Genomic DNA, 22395 nt, shown 5'->3' with positions numbered 1-22395 from the left:
GGTGTCTAGCCTGCGAGGTGGGTGGCAATAATGCGGGCGGCGTCACCGGAGCCGTAGGGTTGAATCTCGGCGGGTCGAATGGTCAGCGCGTGCTGGCAGGCCGCAGCGATGGCGTCGGCGGATTGAGGCGGCGTCAGCAGATTCCAGCCGGCGTCCACAAGCTCGATCCATTCGGTCTCGTCGCGGAGAGTGACGCAAGGTACGCGGTGGAAGAAGGCTTCTTTTTGCACACCGCCGGAATCCGTGGCGATAAGCGCAGCGTATTTCTCCAGTTGCACCATGTCCAGGTAGCCCACGGGGTCCGTGATGACGAAACGGTTGCGCAGGTTTTCCAGCAAGCCCAGGCGAGCCAACGTGGCTCGTGTGCGGGGGTGGATCGGCCAGACCACGGTTTTCGTCGCCGCGACTTGTTCCAAGCCCTGCATGATGGCGCGAAGGCGTTGGGGGTCGTCCGTATTTTCGGCGCGATGCACAGTGATGAGGACATACTCGCGCGGCATCAGGCCGAGGCGTGCGAAGGCGCCCCCTTGTTCGGTGACGCGGGCGCCATGCCGCAGGGCCACGTCGAACATCACGTCGCCAACCTGCGTGATCGCGCTCTCGGCCATGCCTTCTTTGATGAGGTTGTCGCTTGCGCTGCGCGTAGGCGTGAACAACCAGCGAGATACGCGATCGGTCAGGACGCGGTTGATTTCCTCGGGCATGCGCATGTTGAACGAGCGCAAGCCCGCTTCGATGTGTGCAACCGGAATATGCAGCTTGGCCGCCGCCAGGGCGCCCGCCAGCGTGGAGTTGGTGTCGCCATAGACCATGACGATGTCGGGACGCTCGGCCAGTAGTACCTGTTCGACCGCTCCGAGCATACGCCCCGTCATCTCACCGTGGCCGCCACCGTGGATGTCCAACTGATGCTTTGGCTTGTCCATGCCAAGCTCGTCGAAGAATACATCCGACATATTGCTATCGAAGTGTTGCCCCGTATGAACCACGATTTCCTGCAGACGCGTATCCGCCGCGATCGCGGCGGATACGACGCTGGCCTTGATGAATTGGGGGCGAGCGCCGAGAACGGTGAGAATCTTCGTGGTCATATTGGACAATCGGTCTGGCTGGAGCCGTACGCGGTGCGGCGGTGATTTGTCTGGTGGGTCGCGGGCGCATTTGCCGCGTGCGCTGGTGTGTCGCAACCCCGCTTTAAGCAGAGCGTAATGATACTTGAATACCCCTTTGACACCCTCGGGAATCGACTTGGACTAGGGCCGGGCAATAGCCGCATATGCGGCGACCAATTTGGCCTCTTCGTTTTTCCAGTTGTAGGTGCTGCGTATGGCGGCACGGCTGGCGTTGCGCATTAGCTGCCTTTGGTCGTCGGGAAGGTTCAGCATCATTTCGATGGCCTGCGCGATGCCGTCGGTATCCATGGGGTCGACGCAGATGCCTGCGCCCGCGGAATCGAGTATTCCTCGCCATAGCGGGAAGTCCGATGCCAGCACGGGAAGGCCTGCGGCCATATATTCGAACATCTTGACCGGCAAGGCATCGAGATAATTGGGGGCGGGATGCAGCAGGACGAGACCCAGCTGGGATTCGTGCAATACGTCGCGGACGGCGCTCCGGTCAAGGACTCCGCGGTAGTCAACCTGTTTCCATGCCGGCATGGCGGCCAATTCGGCGTGCAGTGCCTCGCTTTCCATGGGGCCGGCCAGAATCATTTTGGCACCAGTTTTTTCCAAGGCTTTGAGCATCTCGATTGCGCCGCGCATACGCGTGATGCCACCAATGTAGCAAACGGTGCGCGGGGTGCCGGCGGGGGAAACGGGTAGATCAGTTTGCTCGGAGGTTTCGCCGAGTTCACCTGGAATAGGATAATTGTTGACGTCGATGCTATGTATGCCCTGCGCGGTGTAGCGCCTGGCGATATAGGGGGTGGCACCGACGACGACAGCGCAGCGGCGGGCGATGAAGTTCTCCAGACGTTCGAATGGCCACGCGATAGCATACCGAACCCAAGGATTGATCCAAGGTTTGCTCAGGAGTTGGCGTGGCACATCTTCATGGGCGTCGTAAATGACCTGGCGGCCCATGCACTTGAACGCGAGTGCAATTGGAAGCAATTCGGGGTCATGGATGTGGATGATGCGTGCATCCGTTTTGCGCACGGCGTTCCAGACAACCCAGGTCTTGCCCAGCATACGGTGGACACGGCCGTTCGGACGGCCAACGTCAATTATGGACACGCCGTCGCACTGCGCATCGCCCTGCCCGTCGGCAACATATAGATCCACGTCGTAGCCCTGGTTCACGAGGCTACAGCATTCCTTGTGGAAGATCCTGACGTCGAAGCGCGGATGCGCCGTGGTGAGATGCGCTACCCGAACCATTATTGCGAGGCGTTGGCAATGCAGCGGGAGGGAAAGTCCTCCGCTTGAGGGGTGAATTCGGCGACCAATGTCTTCAGGGTTGCCACGATTTCGTCACGGTTCCAGGAGGCCAACGATTGCTCCATGCGGTCCAGTCCGGCTTTCAATTGTTCATAGGGAAGATCATTTTCTCGCGCCTGCATGATGCGAGGATGCAGAGTGGATCTGACGTCACCACCGATCAAAAGCTCTTCGTAGAGTTTTTCGCCAGGACGCAGCCCGACTACACGCAGTTCGATATCGCCGTCCGGGTCCGATGCGTCACGCACAGTCAGACCGCACAGTCTTACCATGCGTTCCGCCAGATCGCGGATGCGCACCGGTTCGCCCATGTCCAGGACAAAGACGGACCCCGATTCTCCCATGGCTCCCGCCTGTAGCACGAGCTGCGCGGCTTCAGGAATCGTCATGAAATAGCGGGTTATGTCCTCATGTGTCAGCGTAACCGGGCCGCCCGCCAGGATCTGTCGATGGAATAGGGGCACGACGCTGCCGGAGCTACCCAGTACATTACCGAACCGCACCATGGAAAACCGGGTCACGCTTTGGCGTTGGGACAATGATTGCAGGATCAGCTCCGCCAGCCGCTTGGATGCGCCCATTACGTTGGTGGGCCGGACGGCCTTGTCCGTGGAAATGAGTACGAAATCGCTGACCTTCGCGGCGATGGCTGCCTCGGCCAGCGACAGCGTACCCAGCGCGTTGGTGGCAACGCCCTCTGAGACGTTTTGTTCCACCATCGGCACATGCTTGTATGCGGCCGCGTGGTAGATCGTCCGCACCTGATACTGTTCAATACGATGTAGGCTATGAGCATAGTCGCGTACCGAGCCGAGTACAGCCACCAGCTCGATGGGACGCTGTCCGATCAGCTGAACCAGTTCCTGTTCGATTGCATAGAGGGCGGGCTCGGAGATCTCGTAAAGGACGAGCCGTGTCGGATTCAGAGCAACGATCTGGCGGCAAAGTTCCGACCCGATGGAGCCCCCCGCGCCGGTCACCATGACGCTGCGGGCGGTGACACAGCGGCCTAGCAGATCCGTTATGGGAGCCACCGGATCACGGCCGAGCAAGTCTTCGACCTGGACGTCGCGCAAGCGCAAACCGTTGGAATCTACCAATTCGCGCAGGCTGGGGACCAAGCGGATGCGTAAGCGGTATTGCTCGGCGGAATCGACAATTTCGCGCAAACGGGCACGGCCAGCCGTCGGCATTGCGATCAGGAGTTGCCTTACGCCGTGCCGTTCTACCAGCGAGGGCAAATGCTCTGGAGAGTGTATCCGCAGTCCCGCGACCATCAGACCGTGCTTGCGTCGGTCGTCGTCCAGCATGGCCACAGGGTGATAGTGGGGGCCGGCGCGCAGGGCGGTGGCCAGTTGGGAGCCGGCTCCGCCCGCGCCATAGATGATGACGGGAATACGAAGATCGCTGACATCTTTGGTATCGGTGAACAGCGCGCGACGGGCTATCCAGCGTGTGGCGACCAGCCCGGCAATGGCGAGCGAGCCGTAGATCACAAGAACGGCCCGCGACAATCCCACCAAGTGCAGAAAGGTGTTGGCGGCGGTGACGACCATGACGGAGACGGCAATCCCCCCGGTGATCCCGAGAATCACCCGCTCGTTCATGTAGCGCAGGATGTAGTTATAGACACCGAATCCGGCCATAGCGAGTACACCACCGGCACAAGCAAGCAATGACAGGGCAAAATAAGAATTATTCAGGAAAAATAACTCAAAACGCAGCCACAGTGCCAGATAGAACGAGATCAGCAGGATGGTCGCGTCAAGCAGAACCGCGAGTGCCTGCTTGGCGGGCCGGGGTAAGTCCACAAAAAGACGCCGGATGGCTAGGGGAAGAATCATGGGGGCGTCGATACCGTATGTGCCTTGTTATCTGTGCGCGAAATTTTACAGTTGTTCGCGCCGATCGCGGATCATCCTGGCCAAACCCTGTCGGTCGCGATCGAAGAAACGGGCAGTCAATGTTCAGCGTGCTTTTTCTTGCTCGGAAGATTTCCAGCAAGCACACCCAGGAATATCCAGAACGGCTGGAAATAGACCATGGAACTGGGGGCGAGACCGGCGATGCCGGCGACCAGCAGGCTGATCCGGCCTCGCCAATCCAGCCGCCACATCAGCCAGCCCAGCAACAGGAACCAGCCCAGCCCGACATGAAAGAACATTTCCAGCCAGAAGAAATGAGGCGACGCCCACGGCGCCTTGTTGCCGGGCCAGATAAGGTTCAATTGTCCGGCGCCCAGGCCGGTGAACCATTGCCACCAGGGCATTGCCCGCCATTCCGCCACCATGTCCATGGTGAGCCTGGCGCGGAAGGCGGAGGATTCATCTCCATCCTGCGCCTTGATGCTGACGTTCGCAGTGGGCGCCGGCGGTGGTTCATGGTGGGTCTCGGGCAGCGGCACCGGAGCGACATGAGTGCCGGCGCCCGGCGGGGGCGCCATCGTCGGGGCCGGGGGCTGGGTTTGTCCTATGCCGGAGGCAGGCGCCGGTGGCGTCCCCGTCATGGCGGGCTGCGCCGCCATGACGGGGGGAGCAACATGGGTTGGCGGGATTTCGCCGGGGGACGGGACGGCAGGCGGGGCCGTCGCGTGGATGGTCGGCAGGGAGACCAGATGCAGGGGTTCGCTCTGCAGCGGGAGCGCGGCAAGCGTCGCCAGCGCACAGGTGGCAAGGAATTTCAGGCGTTCACGCAGCCGGTCGCTGTCCACGAGCCACACCAGGTACATGATGCCCAGCACCAGGCAGGCGGCCATGTCCGCCCGTCGATTGAGCAACAGTGCGTAGAACCAGCACGCGCCGAACAGCAGTAACGAAAGGCGGCGGCGACAGAGCAACCAGATGAGGTTGGCGAATACCAGCGCGGTGGCCATGTCGTTGATGTTGTTCCATACGCCGCCGGTCAGCAGGTAGCGCGGCCGGAACCGCTGCGCTTCGGTCCAGGTGTCGAAGGCGGGAAAGTAGGCGGTGATGAACCAGTAAGCCAACAACCCGGGGAACAGGAACAGAAACGGTTTGGGACGGCGTGCGATCGTTTCGCCCAGTATGGCGGAAGCCGCGCCAATCAGGAGGTAGATGGTGTACCGGGTGTAGCGGTCGTCCGCCATGACCCAAAGGGATTGAAGTGCCAGGAGAAGCACGAGAATGAGCACCGGCAGCTTCAGGCGGGTATTCCACGCCGCAATGCGCCAGGATGGAGCGATGGCCAGGGCCACGACGAAAAACGCCAACCCCCAATGGAAGGGGCGCAGTGGATAGGGCACATAGATCGACGAGCCGGCCAGGCACAACGCGAAGGCGGCCAGCATGAGCCGGTCCGCCAAAAGAGTTGTCCTGGTGTCAGCCGAGCGCATTGCCCAGGCTCCAGAACAGCGTTGGCGCCAGGATGCCGACTGCCAGCAGGCGGCCCGTCAGCATGGCCTGTACCGCATGGTAGACGTCGTGGGTGGGATGGTCGTCCACGATCGTGGCGATGCGGGGCTCGAGCACGAACGTGAGCAGCACGGTGGCGAATCCGTTCACGATGCCGGAGAGTTGCGAAATGGTGCTGCGGTAGTCGTGGAACACCAGGGCAAAGTAGTACGACACGAGCACGCCAACCGCATAGCAGAGGAACACTGCCGCCGCCAGTACGATGATGCGCGTGCGAGGGAACCTGGAGGGCGTTTCCAGCTGCTTGCGCACGTCGGCGGTGCGCAGCTTCGGTTTGCCGCTGCGCCGCTGGATGAAATTCGCCAGCAGGGTGATCCAGTGGAAACGGATGAAGAATGCGAGCAGCGAGAGTACCGTGGCGCCGGCCAGCGCGCCCAGTCCCATCATCTGGTAGGTGACAACCGGGATCTGCTTGTCGATCAGGAATCCCAGCAGGGGCATCAGCGCCAGATAGAAGAAGCGCGTGATCGTGGTCGTGGCGTTCTGAACGGCGTACCCCGTGACCGGCTTGCCCGCGAGCCGGCCGGCGATGCGGGCGTAATAGCTGAGGTACTCGAGCAGGTGAATGGTCGAGAAACTCAGGATGACGAGGGCGATCAGCAGCGTCATGACGCGCCGTGCGCCGTGGGGCCGTGGTGGATGCGCAAGGTTTCCCGGTAGGCCAACTGCATCAGGTCGAGGCTGTGATCCCAGCTGTAGCGGTCGCGCACGCGTTCGCGGCCGGCCGCGCCCACCCGGGCGCGCAGCGGCGCATCCAGGACCAGGGTTTCGAGCTTGCGGGCGGCGGCATCGGCATCTTCGATCGGCACGACGAAGCCCGTCACGCCATCGAGCACGACCTCGGCGGGGCCATCCGCATCGGACACGACGACGGGTAGCCCGCTCGAGCAGGCTTCCAGGATTGCCACCCCAAAACTGTCGCGGCGGCTCAACGCCACATAGATGTCCAGCTGGCCCAGCGCGGATGGTACGTCGGCATGCGGAATCTGCCCCTTGAGTTCGACGCAATCCGTGAGCCCGAGGCTTTCGGCCATCGATGCAAGCATGTGGAACTGGCTGCCGCCGCCATAGATCCGCAGCATCAGCCGATCAGCCAGAGCGGGGTGCGTCATGGCAAGCCGGCCCTTGAGCTTTGCGAACGCCTGGATCAAGGTGTCGATCCCATAAATCGCCTCCAGTGTTTTCACCGTGCCGATGACAATGTGGTCTGACGGATTCCTTACAAGCCTGGGTGTGAATTGGTGCTCGTCGATGCCGAAGGGCGTGACAAAAATGGGGGTGCTGGACAACTCACGCATTTTAATCGCCATGGCGTGGCTGGTCGCACCGAGCGCCGTTGCGCGGTCCAGGGTCTTGCCCAGTGCGGCATGGTGCCAGCGGCTCTTGTTCGGGAAGTCGTAGATATCGCTGCCCCAGGCCGACAGCAGGTTCGGCAGGAAGCCCGACAGTCGCGCCAGCAGGCCGTAGCCGGTCGCGTAGTGGGTGTTGAGCAGGTCGGGCTTGATCCGGGAGAGCAGTTGACGCAGCTTGAAAACAGCCAGGAAGTATCCCCAGGGGGCGCCACAGGGCAATTTGTATTGATGGACTGCTGCCGCGATGTCCGAGGAAGGATCGTCAAGCGACAGCAGATGCACGTCGTAGCCGCGTTCGCTCAGGCCATTGGCCCATCGTACGGTATGTATGCTTCGCGTCGCGCCCAGAAGCGCGACTCTCAGTGATGATGCGGTGCCGGTCTGGAATGCGGAATCTGCCGCTGACGAGGGTTCGGAATGGGTAGTCAATCTGATGCCGGATTTTTTATATATTGAGTCAGACGGCAGTCTAGCAACAGCCTAACACAGCCGATATTTCGGTCACGTTTCTCGGACTGAATCAATATGTATCAATGAGTCCGATTTCGTGATTGGCACACGTATTCGGACACATATTTACCGCCTGAAAATGGCGGCGAAAGTCGCGACAAGGATTTTCATGTCGCCGATGAAGGAGCGCGTGCGCACATATTCACTCTGGAGCCGCAGTTTTTCGGGCAGGATCTGTTCGCGGTAGGCCTGTTCCGGATCGCTGGCGCGCGCCAGCAGCTCGTTCTCATGCCGGAACTGGATGGATGCCAAGTCGGTAATGCCTGGTTTCACTGACAGCACGACGCGTCGTTGCGCGTCGGGATAGAGCGCGACATACCGGGGCACTTCAGGACGTGGACCCACCACGCTCATGCTGCCGGCCAGTACGTCGATGAGCTGAGGCAGTTCATCCAGCTTCCAGTGGCGGATCCAGGCTCCCGTGCGCGTGATGCGGGCGTCACCGCCAACGGTGATCTCTTTCGAATTGCCAGCGGTGCTGACCGTCATGCTGCGGAACTTGTGGATCCGGAAGGTCCGGCCGTCCTTGCCTACACGCACCTGGCGGAAAAACACCGGGCCGGGCGAGTCGCGCTTGATGGCCACCGCGATGACCAGGAACAGTGGTGACAGGACGATCAGGCCCAGCAAGGAAACGACAAAGTCGAACAACCGTTTCATCGGCGGCGAAGCAGCGTCTCGACGGCACTGATGACACGCGCGACTTCATCATCGGTCATGCGTGAATAGATCGGCAGGCTCACCATGCATTCGTAGGCCCGTTGCGAATGCGGGAACATACCGGGCTGAAGGCCGTAGCGGTCACGCCAATAGGGCTGCAGATGCAACGGTACGTAGTGCACGCTGCAACCGACCCCGGCTTCCGTCATGCGCACGATGAAATCATCCCGGCCGATCGGCGCGTCCGCGGACAGGCGCAATACATACAGGTGCCATGCGTGTGTGTCGCTGACGTCGTAGCCGCGAGCGGCCAGCCGTTCGGGACTTGGCGGCAAGGTGAGCGGCAGATCGGCGAATGCGTTGTCGTAGCATGTGGCGATGGCGGCGCGGCGGTCGCGCATTTCTCGCACCCGCGCCAGCTGTATGCGGCCCATCGCCGCGGCGGTGTCCGGCAGGTTGTACTTGAATCCGGGAGCCACGATTTCGTAGTACCACGCCGGCTTTTTCGACGTGAAGCGATCAAAGGCATCGCGGTCGATGCCATGCAGCCGCATGACGCGGCAACGCTTGGCCAGTGCCGGATCGCGCGTGACCACCATGCCGCCCTCGCCGGTGGCGAGGGTCTTGGTGGCGTAGAAGCTATAGACCGTGATGTCGCTGGCCAGGCCGCCGATCAGTTCGCCTTTCCAGGTGCAGGGCAGGGCGTGCGCCGCGTCTTCGATGACGCGCAGTCCGTGGCGGCGGGCGATGTCGAGGATGGCGGTCATGTCACAGGACAGGCCACCGTAGTGCACCGGGATGATTGCCTTGGTGCGCGGGGTGATGGCACGCTCCACGGCCTCGGGGCTGACACAAAAGGTATCAGGATCGATGTCCACCAGCACGGGTTCGGCCCCAAGGTAGCGGGCAACTTCGGCGCTGGCGGTGAAGGTGTGAGTGGTGGTGATGACTTCGTCGCCCTCGCCCACGCCGATGGCTTCCAGGGCCAGGTGCAGGCCGGCGGTTGCCGAGTTCACCGCCACGGCTTCCACGCCACTGCCGATGAAGGCCGCGAATTCCTGCTCGAACGCTCGGGCGTTGGGCCCCGTAGTGAGCCACCCCGACTTCATGGCTTCAGTGACGGCCGTGATTTCGGCGTCGCCAATGTCAGGTAGTGCGAAGGGAATGAAAGACATGTTCGTGGCCTGGCGGCTAAGGACGTTGCGAAACCGGGATTGTAGTGGAGCCATGCACGGCATCGCCAAGCGACTCGAGGAATTGGCGAGCCAGGAAGGGGTAGCTGTGGCGTTGCTGCACAAAGGCCTTTCCACGTGCCCCCAATGCTTGACGTTCAGTTTTTGGTAAGTTGGCCAGGTCGCTGATTGCGCCGGCGATGGCCGGCACGTCATCCGCGGGGACGCTGATACCGCAATCCGCGTCGCTCACCAGGTCGTAAGGGGAACTCGTGGCGTGAACGACGGGCAGTCCCGCCAGCATGTAGTCGAACAATTTGTTGGGGCTGGTCCCGAACTGGTAGAGCGGGCTGTCGTGCCAACCGATGTAGGCAATGTCAGCGAGGGACAGCAGGGTCGGGATCGTGGGTTTTTCCACCGGATCCAGGAACAGGATGTTCTTCAGGCCCAATGATTGAGCCCGCTGCATCAAGCGTGCCTTCTCTACGCCTTTGCCGACCAGCAGGTATCCCACGTCCGCGGATTCCGGTCTTGCCGCGGCCTCGATCATCGGACCCAGCGCATTCGATACCGCGTGGCCGCCGGCATAGACGCAGGTGGCCTTGAACTGGCGCGTGAATTCGGTGATGCGCGCTTCGACGGGGGGAGGCAGCGCACGAGCGGTTTCGGCGGGATCGAATCCGTTGGGGATGTAGCCGAACTTGTCCGGGGCCATGCCGCGGCCTTGCAGATGCGGCGCGGTGCCAGGCAACAGGGAGATGACCTTGTCGGCATGCCGGCAGGCGTAGTCTTCCGCCAGCTGCATGGAGAAGATCATGGGATGCCGTTCGGAAAAACCGCCCAGCAGCCGCGGCGTCAATGGCCAGAGGTCATGGACTTCGTAGACGAGTTTGGCCCCGGCGATGCGGGCGATTTTCGCGGCGGGCCAGATGTCATAAGGATAGGTCGACGAGGCGATGACGACATCGGGAAGGTCCGCGGCCAGTTCGCGAGCCATGCCGCGGACCTTTGCCGTGAACTGCAGCATATTGAGCAGGCGCTTGGCGCCATTGCCGGCGTAGGGGCGGGTGCGCAACCAGAGATAATCGACGCCGTCGATCTGTTCACGTGTGACGGGGGATGAAACGGCGGGATTCTGCTGGCGCAGGTGCGAGACGCTGCTGGCGACGATGGTGACGCGATGGCCTTGTCGCACCCATTCGCGGGCCAGATAATACGGCCGGAATTCCATTCCGTGCCGGGGCGAACCGGCGTAATGGTTGATAAGCAGGATATTCATGCCGACATCGTAGCGTGTCGCCGCCAGGGGTGTGGCGGTGTGTCTGGCACGGCGCCGCGGTGGGCACCGTGCCAGCAGGACATCAGCCCAGTGCTGCGCGCAGCGCGGCGACGATCTGATCCTGGGTCGCTTCATCCAGGTCCGGGTGCATCGGCAGGCTCATGACGGTGGCGGCGAGGGTGTCGGACACCGGCGTGGCGCCTTCGGCCGCGGCGAATGCGGCATAGGCCGGTTGAGCGTGGATGGGCCGCGGGTAGTGGATTGCCGTCGGGATGCCGGCTTCCTTCAGGTGCGCGATCACGGCTTCGCGATTGGGCACCATGACCGTGAACTGGGCCCAGACACTGTCGCGATCCGGACGCACCGTGACCGTGCGGGCACCGCCCGGCAGGTCGGCCAGCAACTGCTGGTAGCGCGCGCCGATCTTGATGCGCTGTTCCACTTCCCATTCGAAGCGCTCCAGCTTGCCCAGCACCACGGCGCATTGCAGCGTGTCCATGCGGCCACCCACCCCGATGCGGGTGTGGTAATAGCGGGCCGATTGGCCATGCACGCGGATTTCACGCATGGCCTGGGCCAGCTCGTCGTCGTTGGTGAACAGCGCACCCCCGTCGCCGTAGCAGCCCAGGGGCTTGCTCGGGAAGAAACTGGTGCAGCCGATCTTGGACAGGTTGCAGCTCTTCTTGCCTTTGTAGGTGGCGCCGAAGCTCTGCGCGGCGTCTTCGATGACGGTGATGCCGTGCTTGTCGGCGATGGCATTGACCTCGTCCATGTCGCCGCACTGGCCGTACAGCGACACCGGGATGATGGCCTTGGTGCGAGGCGTGATCTTGGCCTCGATTTCCGAAACCTTGATGTTGCAGGTATCAGGCTCGACATCCACGAACACCGGCACGGCGCCCAGCAGCACGATGACTTCCGCCGTCGCCACGAACGTGAACGAGGTGGTGATGACTTCGTCGCCGGCCTTCACCCCCAGGGCCATCAGCGCGATCAGCAGCGCTTCGGTGCCGGAGGCGACCGTAATGCAGTGCTTGGCGCCCGTATAGGCGCACAGCGCGGCTTCCAGCTCCTTGACCTCGGGACCCATGATGTACTGGCCATGATCCAGCACGGCCTGGATACGTGCATTGATCGGGTCGCGCAGGACTTGGTACTGCTTCTTCAGGTCAATGAATTGCATGTTGTCTCACACCAGTTGGCAGACGCCGTCTTTGAGTACGTATTGGTCACCGGTTGCCGGGCAGGTGGTCTGCCCGCTGCCGGTCAGCGGCAGGTCCAGCTGTTCGCCATGGCGGCTCATCCAGCCGATCTGGCGGGCGGGCACGCCTACCACCAGGGCGAAATCGGGCACGTCGCGGTTGACCACGGCGCCGGCGCCGACAAAGGCGTAGCGGCCCACGGTCGAGCCGCACACGATGGTGCAGTTGGCGCCCAGCGTGGCGCCCTGGCGCACGACCGTATCGCGGTATTCATTCTTGCGTTCGATGGCCGCGCGCGGGTTGTACACATTGGTGAACACCATGCTGGGGCCGCAGAACACGTCATCCTCGAGCGTCACGTTGTCGTAGACGGAGACGTTGTTCTGGATCTTGACGCGATTGCCGATCTTGACGCGATTGCCGACGTAGACGTTCTGGCCCAGCGAACAGGCCTCGCCGATGACGGCGCCGCCCGAAACGTGGACCCAGTGCCAGACGCGGGTGCCGGCGCCAATCTGCGCGCCGTCGTCGACGATAGCGGTGGAATGGATGCTCATAATGCTCAGTCCAGCGGCAGCGGTACGCGCAGGCCGTCGCGCGCGGAGCGGTAGATGGCGGTCAGCAGGGCCAGCGACTGCAGGCCTTCGCGTCCGTCGGTCTCGGGTTCGCATTCACCACGCAGCACGCGGATGACGTTGTCGTAATAGAGCGGATGGCCAAAGCCGTAGACCGACGTGGTCTCGTAGTTGGCTTCACGGATCTTGGCGTCGTCGGGATGCTCGTCGGCGAATTTCCATTCGTCGATGCGGTTGACGGCGACCCCGCCCACGCGCACGGTGCCCTTTTCGCCCAGGATGGTGATGGAGCCTTCCAGGTTCTGCGGGTAGGTCAGCATGGTGACGTTGATCGAGCCCATGGCGCCATGGCGCCAGCGGATCGCGGCCACGCCGGTGTCTTCGGCTTCGATGCGGCGAGCCAGCGTGGCGGTGTAGGCGTACACGCTTTCCACGGGACCCACCAGCCAATCGAGCAGGTCGACGTAATGGCTCGCCTGGTTCATGAAGGCGCCGCCATCCCACTCCCACTTGCCGCGCCAGCGGGCGGCATCGTAATAGTCTTGGGGACGGGTCCAGAAAACGTTGACCGTCACCATATAGATACGGCCGAAGCGGCCGCTGTCGATGGCCTTCTTGAGCAGCTGCAGCGTTGCGTTGCGGCGGTTCTGCTTGACGACGAACAGGCGCACGTTTGCGTCGTCGCACGCCTTCACCATGCGCTTGGCATCTTCCCAGCGGGTGGCCATGGGTTTTTCGCTGACCACATGGCGGCCGGATTGCGCGACTTCAATGGCCTGCCAGGGGTGTAGACCCGATGGCGTGGCCAGAATGACCGCGTCGGCCGTAGTATGGGCCAGCATTTCTGCCAGGGACGAAAAGGGACGCGCACCGGTGGCTTCCGCGGCGGCTTTCAGCGCGGCGGGATTGGTGTCACAGACATCCACCAGCTCCGCACGGTCGCTGTGCTGAGCAATGGCTCCGATGTGGTTCTTGGAAATACGCCCACACCCTACCAGGGCGAAACGAACCTTGCGGTCGGTAACTGGATTAGCGGTCATCGGGAGAATAGGTTGTTTTGTTGTAAATTGCCGGGATAATTCGACAGCCCCTCCCGGAATAGAGCGTAATAATACTTGAAGACCGGGCTGCGTTACGAGCGCACAACCCGCCTTTTCCAATCGATGCCAACTCGCATTCTCATTGTCCGTACGTCGTCATTAGGCGATCTGGTGCACATGCTGCCCGCCATTTCCGACATCGCCCGCCACGTGCCGGACGCTGAAATCGACTGGATCGCCGAAGAAGCCTTCGCTGAAATCCCCGCGTGGCACCCCGCTGTCAACGAGGTCATCAAGGTGGCCCACCGACGGTGGCGCAAGGCCTGGTGGTCGAGCCAGGTGCGGGCCGAACGCCAGGCGCTGAAAGAGCGCCTGCGCTCGAAGCGGTACGACATCGTGCTGGATATGCAAGCTTTGCTGAAATCCGCCTGGCTGGTGCGCCAGGCGCAAGGCGTGCGCCATGGCCTGGATTGGCGTTCCGCGCGGGAACCGCTGGCATCGCTGTTCTACAACGTCCGCCATCGGGTGGAGTTCTGGCAGCCCGCGGTCATTCGTCAGCGCAAACTGGCGTCGCTGACCTTTGGATACCAATATGGTGGTCAACCCGATTTCGGGCTGCAGGCGTTTTCCCGCGCGTCCGGCCAGGGGCGCGACAACGCCGACGCCGTCCACGAAATCTCCAGCGAAGGTCTGGATGCGACGGAATTGCCACGCCTGCACCATCTGGATACCGACCGCGGCTACGCGGTGATCATGCCGTCGGCCAGCCGCGACGACAAACTGTGGCCCGAGGATGATTGGCGCGCCGTCTTCCGCCGGCTGCGCGACGCCGGCTGTGCGCTCAAGTTGCTGGCGGGCAACGAGCAGGAGGCCGAGCGCGCGCGTCTGCTGGTGGCTGGCATGGAAGACGTCGAGGTGATGCCACGCATGGACCTGACGTCGGTGGCCCGGCTGCTGGCCGGTTCACGCCTGATGGTCGGGCTGGACAGCGGACTGACACACTTGTCGGCCGCGCTTGGGCGCCCCACTATCGGCATCTACCGGGCTTCCACGCCGGTGCGCACGCCGTTGGTCGGCTCGAACTACACGGCCAGCCTGGGCGACCGCGGCGCGTCGCCATCGCGCGAGGCCGTGATGGCATCGGTCGAGCAGGCGCTGGCCGCTCACTGATGAACCGGGCCGTCTATACCCTTGGGTTGCGGGCGCTCGCGCCCCTGGTCTGGCTATGGATGGCGCGCCGCGCCAAACGCGCGGGAGGCGAATGGGAAATCTTCTCGCCAGAGCGGTTCGGCAAGGTCCGGTCGGCCCGCGTCGCCGATGCGCCGGTCTGGGTGCATGCCGTCAGCCTGGGCGAGACGCGCGCCGCGCAGCCGTTGCTGCAAGCGCTGCTGGACCGCGGCCTGCCAGTGCTGCTGACTCATATCACCGCAACCGGCCGGGCCGAAGGTGCGCGTCTGTTCGCGGATGCGATCGCCCGGGGCCAATTGCGGCAGGCCTGGCTGCCCTATGATTTTCCGGGCGCGACGCGGCGTTTCATGGCCGCCACGGCGCCCCGTTGCGGCATTCTCGTGGAACGCGAAATCTGGCCCAACCTTTTGGCCGCGGCGCGGCGCGCGGCGGTGCCGATGGCGTTGGTCAGCGCCCGCTTTTCGGCGTCTTCGCTACGCCAGTCCGGCCGGATGGGCGGCGTCATGCGCGAGGCATTGGCGGGCCTGGACATGGTGCTGGCGCAGACCGCGGCGGACGCCGGGCGGCTGGCCCGGGCCGGCGTGTCCCGCCCTCGCGTATCCGGCAACCTGAAGTTCGATCTGTCGCTGCCCGAGGCGCAAGTGCGGGCGGGGCAGGCCTGGCGGGCCAGCTTGGGCCGGCCGGTGATCGCCCTGGCCAGCACCCGCGAAGGCGAGGATGCACCCTTCATCGATGCGATCAAGCATCGCGCCGGCCCGCCCGGTGGACCGCTGTTCCTGCTGATTCCGCGCCACCCGCAGCGGTTCGATGCCGCGGCGGCGCTGCTGGAGCAGGCCGGCGTGGCTTATGTCAGGCGGTCGTCCGGACAGATGCCTGGACCGGACACGGTCGTGGTATTGGGGGACACCCTTGGCGAAATGGCATTCCATTACGCCGCGGCCGACGTGGCCGTGGTCGCCGGCAGTTTTGCGCCGTTGGGCGGGCAGAACCTGATCGAGGCCTGCGCCGCCGGCGTGCCGGTGATCGTGGGACCGCACACTTTCAATTTCGAGCAGGCCGCCAGCGATGCCATCGAGGCTGGTGCCGCGCAGCGCCAGCCGGACCCCGACCAGGCCGTGGCGGCGGCGCTGGCGCTGCTGGAGGACCCCGCCGCGCGGCAGGCTGCCAGTCAGGCGGCGCGGACATGGTTCGCCAGCCATTCGGGCGCCACGGCGCGGACCATGGACGCATTGGCGCCCTGGCTGGGTTGACGCCGGGCGGGTCAGGCGGGGTTTCGTGGCACCAGCGTAACCGCGCCCGGGTTCAATTCCTGGCTGAAACGCCGCGTGTCGCGCCCTTCGTCTTCGGGCCGAGCGCCCAGCCACCCCTGGCCCAGCGCATAGACGCCGAGATTGGCCAGCAGGATCAGGATGAAGAGCACGCGCATGCCGTGGCCTTTGGATCAGGCGCCCGTGGCGGGGTTGGCGCGCGCCATGGCCGCCAATCCGTCGAGGACGGGATGGTTCAGGTAGGTCGGCACCGGCGCGGCGCCGAATGCGCCGCCGGCATCTGCCAGCAGGCGTTCGATTTCCTGGTGGACTTCCGGCCAACCGCCGCCCGCGGCGAAGATCTGCGGCACCTGTCCATAGCGTTGCCGGCCGGCGAGCCACTGGCGCACCACCGCGCCGGCCTGGGCGGCGGCGATGCCGGAGGCGATGGCTTCGTGGGTATCGGTGGGATAGGGCACGACCTGGCCTTCCGCGATCGGCAGGTTGGCGGTGCCGTGCGCCAACGCGTTGCGCATCATGGCCGGGCCCGGCAGGATCAGGCCGCCGGCAAAAACGTTGTCCGGCCCCACGGTGTCGATGGTGGTGGCGGTGCCGAAGCTGGCCAGCAGGAAGGGCGGATGGGCGCCGGGCAGATGCGACAGCACGCCCAACAGCGAAGCCCAGCGGTCCGCGCCCAGTTGCGACGGCGTCTTGTAGCGGTTGACCAATCCCAGCGTGGTTGCCTGCGACGTGGCCCAGGTGACCGGGCAGCCATGGCGTTGCAGCACGGCGGCGATGGCGGCGCCGCGTTCCGCACCCGCCACGTTCACGCCCAGCGCCCGTGACGGCCGTCGCGGCAGGGCGCCGAGCCAGCGGTCCAGCGCGTCCAGGTCCAGGCCATCGAAGGCGACCGCGGCCGGTTCGCGCGGCATGTCGGGGCTGCCGGGATCCAGCCAACCCACTTTGAGACGGCTGTTGCCTGAGTCGATGAGGATGATCATGCTTGGCGTCGAATCGAGATTTCACCGACCGAGATCGGCATGGCGCCCTGGGGCGTTTGCACCAGCAGGCGGCCCTGGCCGTCGACGCCACAGGCGGTGCCGCTGAGGATCACGTTGCCCTTGTCGAGCACGTTGATCGCGCGGCCGGCGAGCGCGTCGACCTTGTCGAAGCGCCGCGCGAAGGCGTCGAAGCCGTCGCGTTCGAGGGTGCGGACGGCTTCATGCCATGCCGTTGCCGCGGCGCAGACCAGGTCGGCGGCGGTGGCGGCGTGGCCGGGGGCGTGGCCCGTGACACAGGTCCAGTCGGCGACCTGGCGGCCCAGCGCCTGCGACAAGGCGTCGGCGTCGACCAGGTTCACGCCCATGCCGATGACGACGGTGTAGCCGGTTTCGCGGCTTCCGGGGTTGCGGGTGGTCTCGACCAGCACGCCGGCCAGCTTGGCGTCGTGCCACTGCACGTCGTTGGGCCATTTCATGCACAGGCCGTCGGCGCCGGGCCCGGCCACGGCGCGCAGCGCCTCGCAGGCGGCCAGGCCAGCCAGCGGCGACAGGGCCGGCAATTGCGCGGCCGGCAGGTGCACATCGAATGCGCACGAGAACATCAGCGCGGCGCCCACGCGATTCTGCCAGGGACGGCCGGCGCGGCCGCGCCCGGTTTCCTGCAGATGGGTGCCCAGCAGCCAGGGTTTGCCGGCGCCGGAACCCGTGCGGGCGCGCGCCAGCAGGTCGGCATTGGTCGAGCCGGTGCTGGCGGTCCAGGCGATGTCTTGGAAGGCGGGCAGGCGCGAACCCAGCATCCGGGCCAGATCGTCTGGCGCGGGCAGGTCGGTGGGGCGGACGTGAACGGGCATGGCGGCGATTGTAGGGCACGCGCGGGCCGCGCTCGCGGCCTGTCGTCCCCAGCGTATATGATTGTCGATACATTTTGCATCGGTATTCCGCTACATGCCCCATTCCGCCCCGTCCGCACCCCGCGCCGCGCCGCCCTTCCGCCAGGAAGCCGGCGTGTGCCATGTCGGGGGCGACTGGAGCGTGCTGGCGCTGGCCGAGCCGGGCGAAGTCGAGCGCCGCCGCGCGGCAATGGCGAAGGCCGCCGACGCCGGGGCGCGCTGGGACCTGCAGGGCATCAGCCGGCTCGACACCATCGGCGCGCTGCTGATCTGGCAGGCCTGGGGCGAGAAATTGCCCGAACGCGTGCGGTGGTCCGCCGGCCAGCAGGACGTGTTCACCGCCCTGGCGACGAACAAGGGCGGCAAGCAGGCGCCGCCGCGTCCCGAGCCGGCCTGGGGCTGGCTGCGCGCCCTGGGCGGCGCCGTGCTGCAGGCGGGCGAGAACGGCCGCGCCCTGCTGACCATGCTGGGGCAGCTGGTCCTGGATCTCTTTGGCATGTTGAGCCGGCCGTCGCGCGGGCCGTGGCGCGAGATCTCGGCCCAGGTCTACCGCACCGGCGCGCAGGCGCTGGGCATTACGGCGCTGGTGGGCTTTCTGATCGGCGTCGTGCTGTCGTACCTGTCCGCGCAGCAATTGCAGATGATCGGCGCCGACCGCTTCATCGTCCGGCTGCTGGGCGTGTCGATCGTGCGCGAGCTGGGGCCGGTGCTCGCCGCCATCCTGGTGGCCGGGCGCTCCGGGTCGGCCATCACTGCGCAGATCGGCGTCATGCGAGTCACGCAGGAACTGGATGCGATGTTGGTGATGGGTATCTCGCACGGCCAGCGGTTGATCCTGCCGCGGGTGGTGGCGCTGGCCGTGACCATGCCGCTGTTGGTGCTGTGGACCGACGCCATGGCGATCCTGGGCGGGATGCTGGCGGCGCAGGTGCAGCTGGGCGTATCGGCGCAGTGGTTCCTGCAGTCGCTGCCCGACGCCATTTCCCTGACCAATTACTGGATCGGCATCCTCAAGGGCGTGACCTTCGGCATCCTGATCGCGCTGATCGCCTGCCATTTCGGCCTGCGCATCCAGCCCAACACGGAGAGCCTGGGGCGCGGCACCACGACCTCCGTGGTCACCTCGATCACCGGCGTGATACTGCTGGACGCGCTGTACGCCGTCATTTTCAGTTCGGTGGGCATCTGATGGCCGGCGCCGAACAACATCGCCTGTTTACCGAGGAGAACATCACGGTCGCGCCCGTGATCACCGTGCGCGGGCTGCGCACGGCCTTCGGCGACCACGTGGTGCACGACAACCTGGACCTGACCGTCTTTCCCGGCGAGATCCTGGTGCTGGTAGGCGGCTCGGGCACGGGCAAGACAGTGCTGTTGCGGCAGATCATCGGGCTGGACCAGCCGGCCGCCGGTACCATCCAGGTGTTGGGCAATACCTTGTCCGAACTGACGCCAGGCGAGCGCCGGCGCCTGTCCTACCGCTGGGGCATGCTGTTCCAGGCGGGCGCGTTGTTCTCGGCGCTGTCGGTGTACGACAACGTCGCGTTGCCGCTGCGGGAGTTGCGCACGGTGCCGGAGGACCTGGTGCACGACGTGGTGATGTGCCGCCTGGCCATGGTCGGCCTGTCGGCGCAGGATGCCGGCAAGCGGCCGTCGGATCTTTCCGGCGGTATGGTCAAGCGCGTGGCGCTGGCGCGCGCGCTGTCGCTGGACCCGGAGCTGGTGTTCCTGGACGAACCCACGGCAGGGCTGGACCCGCTGCGTTCGGATGAATTCGTGGACCTGGTGCGCAGCCTGCACCGGCAGTTGGGATTTACCGTTGTCATGGTGACGCACGATCTGGACACGCTGCTTGCGCTGGCCACGCGTGTCGCCGTGCTGGCGGACAAGCGGGTGATCGTGTGCGACACGGTGCCGGAAGTGCTGAAGGTCGATCACCCGTTCATTCATACATTCTTCCTGGGCGAGCGCGGCTTGCGCGCGCTCGGGGACATGGCGCCGAAGGGAACGCATCATGGAAAACCGTAGTCACGCGCTCATGGCCGGCATCTTCACGCTGGTGCTGCTGGCCGCCGCTGCGCTGGTGGCCGTCTGGATCGGCCGCGACCGGACCAAACTGCAAACCTATGAAATCATCTCGGCAACGGCCGTCAGTGGGCTCAATCCGCAGTCGACCGTGCGCTACCAGGGTGTGCCGGTGGGCAAGGTGCAGTCGCTGGCGCTGAACCCCGACAAGCCCGGGCAGGTGCGTATCCGCATCGGTGTCGCGCCGAACACGCCCATCACCGAGTCGACCTGGGCCGAGCTGGGCGTGCAGGGCGTCACGGGCATGGCCAACGTGGAACTGCGCGACGACGGCAGTTCGTTCAAGCGGCTGGCGTCGAGCGCCGCCAACCCGGCCGCGATCCCGCTGCGGCCGGGTTTCCTGGACCGCATCGAGCAGCGCGGCGGGCGTCTCATTTCCAATGTCGAGGACGCCACCGAGCAGCTGCGACGCCTCTTGAGCGAGCAGAACGTGCAGGCGCTGACCGCCAGCCTGCAGAATGCCACCGACATCACCCACTCGCTCAAGGAAGCCAGCCGCGACCTCGGGCCGGCGCTGGCCAAGCTGGGGCCCCTGGTCGATTCGCTGGGCAGCACCTCGCGGCAGGCGGATCGCGCGGCGCGCGAGGTGGCCGACCTGGCCCAGCAGGCGCGCCAGTCGCTGGCGCGCCTGAATGCGCCGGACGGCGCGCTGGCCGCGGCCACGCGCAGCTTGAACGACATCGCCTTTGCCGCCTCACGCCTGGATGGCGAGACGCTGCCGGCCGTCACCAGCATGGCGGCCAGCGTCAGCGAGGCCGCGCGCGGGGCCACCTTCACATTGCGTCGCGTGGACAACACGCCACAATCGCTATTGTTCGGACCGCCGCCGGCCGCGCCCGGTCCCGGCGAGGCCGGGTTCGCCGGATTTGGGAGACAGCAGAAATGAAGATGCGCAGTGCGATTCAGGCCCTGGCTTTGACGCTGGCGTTGGCCGGCTGCGGCGTGGGCCGCGTGGGCGCGCCACCCGCCGTGTTCGACCTGGGGCTGGATGCCCGCCCGGCGCCGCAGCTGCCGGCCCGCGAGCCGATGGCGCTGGTGTTCTCGGCGGTGCCGGCGCTGTCCGGCACCGGCGTCATCTGGCGCGTTGGCGACAGCGCCGCGCCGCAGTCCTATGCCACTTATCGCTGGGCCTCGTCGCCGTCCGACCTGGTGCGCCAGCGCCTGATCGAGCGGCTGTCGCGCCAGGGGCCGGTGCTGGCCGAGCGCGCCAGCGGCCAGACGCCGCAGTTGCAGGTCTACCTGTCGCAGTTCGAGCAGGTGTTCACGCCGGATGGTTCCGCCAGCGAAGGCCGCGTGCTGCTGCAGGCGGTATTGCTGAATGGCCGCAACGTGGTTGGCCAGGTGCGCATCGCGACACAGGCGCCGGCGCCCACGCAGGACGCCGCCGGCGGCGTGGCCGCGTTGCGCCAGGCCACCGACGACGCCGCCGACCAGCTGGCGCAATGGCTGGCCAGCCAGCCCAAGGCCGCGGCCCGGCCCGGCGGTTAACATTCTTTCTTTTCAAGCAGCACGAGTCCGATATGCCCGCAAGCACAGAAACCCACGCCTTTACCGGAGCCGCCGGCCGCATCGATTGCGCCGTGGATTGGCCTGACGGCACGCCGCGGGGCTGGGCCCTGGTGCTGCATCCGCACCCGTTGCAGGGCGGCGCGCGCGAGAACAAGGTGGTGACTACGCTGTCGCGCGCCTGCGTCCAGCACGGCCTGGTGGCGGTGCGCCCCAATTTCCGCGGCGTCGGGCTGTCCGAAGGCGAATTCGACAAGTCCGTGGGCGAGACCCAGGACATGCTGGCGGTGGTCGCGCAAATGCGCGAGCGTCATCCGGAACTGGCGGACGCGCCGTGGGTGCTGGCCGGCTTTTCCTTCGGCACCGCGGTTGCCGCGCAGACCTACGCCGCGCTGGCCGACCAGGGCGACACGGTACTGCCCAGCGCGCTGATGCTGATGGGGCCGGCCGTCAACCGCTTCCAGTCGCATGAGGTCCAAGTGCCCGGCGACACGCTGATGGTGCATGGCGAAGAGGACGAAGTCGTGCCGCTGTCCGAGGCCATGGACTGGGCCCGTCCGCGTTCGATCCCGGTGGTGGTGATCCCCGGCGCCTCGCATTTTTTCCACGGCAAGCTGCTGGTGCTGCGCCAGCTGGTGCAGGCGCACCTGAAGGTCAAGCTTGACTGAATGGCGCGCCGCGCAAGGCGGCGCGTTGCATCAGGTTGCATGTTTTAGCTGCCCGAGGAACCCATCGCGGGCCGGACGGGTCTCATCGACTGCCTATAATTGTCAGCCACTTGCCCCGCGCCAGCGGGCGTCTTTCCTGGACCCACGT

General features: G+C 65.1%; 22 protein-coding genes. 7 read left to right on the top strand and 15 right to left on the bottom strand.

Annotated elements, in window-relative coordinates; genetic code table 11:
* Nucleotides 1-5 precede the first annotated feature (5 nt).
* The 12 genes from wecB to AC6CR5_RS19290 form a co-directional block, all read right to left on the bottom strand.
* Complete coding sequence (gene wecB, locus AC6CR5_RS19345) at nucleotides 6-1091, bottom strand: non-hydrolyzing UDP-N-acetylglucosamine 2-epimerase (protein WP_498084826.1); 1086 nt, start codon at nucleotides 1089-1091, stop codon at nucleotides 6-8.
* A 162-nt stretch (nucleotides 1092-1253) separates the two neighbouring features.
* Complete coding sequence (locus AC6CR5_RS19340; RefSeq protein ID WP_498084825.1) at nucleotides 1254-2303, bottom strand: glycosyltransferase; 1050 nt, start codon at nucleotides 2301-2303, stop codon at nucleotides 1254-1256.
* A 77-nt stretch (nucleotides 2304-2380) separates the two neighbouring features.
* Nucleotides 2381-4285 (bottom strand): polysaccharide biosynthesis protein, encoded by a 1905-nt coding sequence (locus AC6CR5_RS19335; RefSeq protein ID WP_498084824.1) that lies wholly within the window; start codon nucleotides 4283-4285, stop codon nucleotides 2381-2383.
* 116 nt (nucleotides 4286-4401) lie between these two features.
* Nucleotides 4402-5748 (bottom strand): hypothetical protein, encoded by a 1347-nt coding sequence (locus tag AC6CR5_RS19330; protein WP_498084823.1) that lies wholly within the window; start codon nucleotides 5746-5748, stop codon nucleotides 4402-4404.
* Nucleotides 5749-5779: 31 nt separating this feature from the next.
* On the bottom strand, nucleotides 5780-6481 hold the full coding sequence (locus tag AC6CR5_RS19325; RefSeq protein ID WP_498084822.1) for a lipid II flippase family protein: 702 nt from the start codon (nucleotides 6479-6481) through the stop codon (nucleotides 5780-5782).
* A complete protein-coding gene (locus tag AC6CR5_RS19320; RefSeq protein ID WP_498084821.1) occupies nucleotides 6478-7653 on the bottom strand; it encodes a glycosyltransferase family 4 protein in 1176 nt (391 codons plus the stop codon). The genes AC6CR5_RS19325 and AC6CR5_RS19320 overlap by 4 nt, the downstream gene beginning before the upstream one ends.
* Nucleotides 7654-7800: 147 nt before the next feature.
* Nucleotides 7801-8394 carry a sugar transferase gene (locus tag AC6CR5_RS19315; protein WP_006389725.1) on the bottom strand — a complete coding sequence of 198 codons (594 nt, stop codon included), beginning with the start codon at nucleotides 8392-8394 and terminating at the stop codon, nucleotides 7801-7803.
* Nucleotides 8391-9569, bottom strand: a complete 1179-nt coding sequence (locus tag AC6CR5_RS19310; RefSeq protein WP_150101109.1) for a DegT/DnrJ/EryC1/StrS family aminotransferase — start codon at nucleotides 9567-9569, stop codon at nucleotides 8391-8393. The genes AC6CR5_RS19315 and AC6CR5_RS19310 overlap by 4 nt, the downstream gene beginning before the upstream one ends.
* 16 nt (nucleotides 9570-9585) lie before the next feature.
* Nucleotides 9586-10845, bottom strand: a complete 1260-nt coding sequence (locus AC6CR5_RS19305) for a glycosyltransferase family 4 protein (protein WP_150101110.1) — start codon at nucleotides 10843-10845, stop codon at nucleotides 9586-9588.
* A gap of 82 nt (nucleotides 10846-10927) precedes the next feature.
* On the bottom strand, nucleotides 10928-12028 hold the full coding sequence (locus AC6CR5_RS19300) for a DegT/DnrJ/EryC1/StrS family aminotransferase (RefSeq protein WP_006389728.1): 1101 nt from the start codon (nucleotides 12026-12028) through the stop codon (nucleotides 10928-10930).
* Between the two features lie 6 nt (nucleotides 12029-12034).
* Nucleotides 12035-12604: an acyltransferase gene (locus tag AC6CR5_RS19295; RefSeq protein ID WP_006389729.1), complete on the bottom strand. Its 570-nt coding sequence runs from the start codon at nucleotides 12602-12604 to the stop codon at nucleotides 12035-12037.
* 5 nt (nucleotides 12605-12609) lie between these two features.
* Entirely contained in the window at nucleotides 12610-13662 is a 1053-nt protein-coding gene (locus tag AC6CR5_RS19290) for a Gfo/Idh/MocA family protein (RefSeq protein ID WP_054497993.1), read from the bottom strand.
* Between the two features lie 123 nt (nucleotides 13663-13785).
* On the opposite strand from AC6CR5_RS19290, the gene waaC reads away from it, so the two are divergent.
* Together waaC and AC6CR5_RS19280 are read left to right on the top strand one after the other, a co-directional pair.
* Complete coding sequence (gene waaC / locus AC6CR5_RS19285; protein ID WP_035184361.1) at nucleotides 13786-14832, top strand: lipopolysaccharide heptosyltransferase I; 1047 nt, start codon at nucleotides 13786-13788, stop codon at nucleotides 14830-14832.
* Complete coding sequence (locus AC6CR5_RS19280; protein WP_150101111.1) at nucleotides 14832-16100, top strand: 3-deoxy-D-manno-octulosonic acid transferase; 1269 nt, start codon at nucleotides 14832-14834, stop codon at nucleotides 16098-16100. The genes waaC and AC6CR5_RS19280 overlap by 1 nt, the downstream gene beginning before the upstream one ends.
* 11 nt (nucleotides 16101-16111) lie before the next feature.
* Here the strand turns inward: AC6CR5_RS19280 and AC6CR5_RS19275 are convergent, their stop codons facing one another.
* From AC6CR5_RS19275 to AC6CR5_RS19265, 3 genes are read right to left on the bottom strand one after another with little or no spacing between them, the layout of a single operon-like run.
* Nucleotides 16112-16276 (bottom strand): hypothetical protein, encoded by a 165-nt coding sequence (locus AC6CR5_RS19275; protein ID WP_006389733.1) that lies wholly within the window; start codon nucleotides 16274-16276, stop codon nucleotides 16112-16114.
* A 15-nt stretch (nucleotides 16277-16291) separates the two neighbouring features.
* On the bottom strand, nucleotides 16292-17098 hold the full coding sequence (locus AC6CR5_RS19270) for a type III pantothenate kinase (RefSeq protein WP_006389734.1): 807 nt from the start codon (nucleotides 17096-17098) through the stop codon (nucleotides 16292-16294).
* Nucleotides 17095-17949, bottom strand: a complete 855-nt coding sequence (locus AC6CR5_RS19265; protein WP_395500558.1) for a biotin--[acetyl-CoA-carboxylase] ligase — start codon at nucleotides 17947-17949, stop codon at nucleotides 17095-17097. The genes AC6CR5_RS19270 and AC6CR5_RS19265 overlap by 4 nt, the downstream gene beginning before the upstream one ends.
* Before the next feature lie 94 nt (nucleotides 17950-18043).
* Here AC6CR5_RS19265 and AC6CR5_RS19260 point away from each other — a divergent pair, with 94 nt between their 5' ends.
* From AC6CR5_RS19260 to AC6CR5_RS19240, 5 genes are read left to right on the top strand one after another with little or no spacing between them, the layout of a single operon-like run.
* Nucleotides 18044-19177 carry an MlaE family ABC transporter permease gene (locus AC6CR5_RS19260; protein WP_026382053.1) on the top strand — a complete coding sequence of 378 codons (1134 nt, stop codon included), beginning with the start codon at nucleotides 18044-18046 and terminating at the stop codon, nucleotides 19175-19177.
* Nucleotides 19177-20016 carry an ABC transporter ATP-binding protein gene (locus tag AC6CR5_RS19255; RefSeq protein ID WP_020925885.1) on the top strand — a complete coding sequence of 280 codons (840 nt, stop codon included), beginning with the start codon at nucleotides 19177-19179 and terminating at the stop codon, nucleotides 20014-20016. The genes AC6CR5_RS19260 and AC6CR5_RS19255 overlap by 1 nt, the downstream gene beginning before the upstream one ends.
* Entirely contained in the window at nucleotides 20003-20959 is a 957-nt protein-coding gene (locus AC6CR5_RS19250; RefSeq protein WP_026382054.1) for an MlaD family protein, read from the top strand. Before AC6CR5_RS19255 ends, AC6CR5_RS19250 begins: the two co-directional genes overlap by 14 nt.
* Complete coding sequence (locus AC6CR5_RS19245; RefSeq protein ID WP_498084820.1) at nucleotides 20956-21561, top strand: ABC-type transport auxiliary lipoprotein family protein; 606 nt, start codon at nucleotides 20956-20958, stop codon at nucleotides 21559-21561. The genes AC6CR5_RS19250 and AC6CR5_RS19245 overlap by 4 nt, the downstream gene beginning before the upstream one ends.
* Before the next feature lie 32 nt (nucleotides 21562-21593).
* Nucleotides 21594-22247, top strand: a complete 654-nt coding sequence (locus AC6CR5_RS19240) for an alpha/beta hydrolase (protein ID WP_006389740.1) — start codon at nucleotides 21594-21596, stop codon at nucleotides 22245-22247.
* Nucleotides 22248-22395 lie beyond the last annotated feature (148 nt).

The organism is Achromobacter sp. EG18 (genome assembly GCF_059759395.1).
Note: the sequence above shows the minus strand (reverse complement) of the source record. Positions and strands in the feature narration are given on the sequence as shown.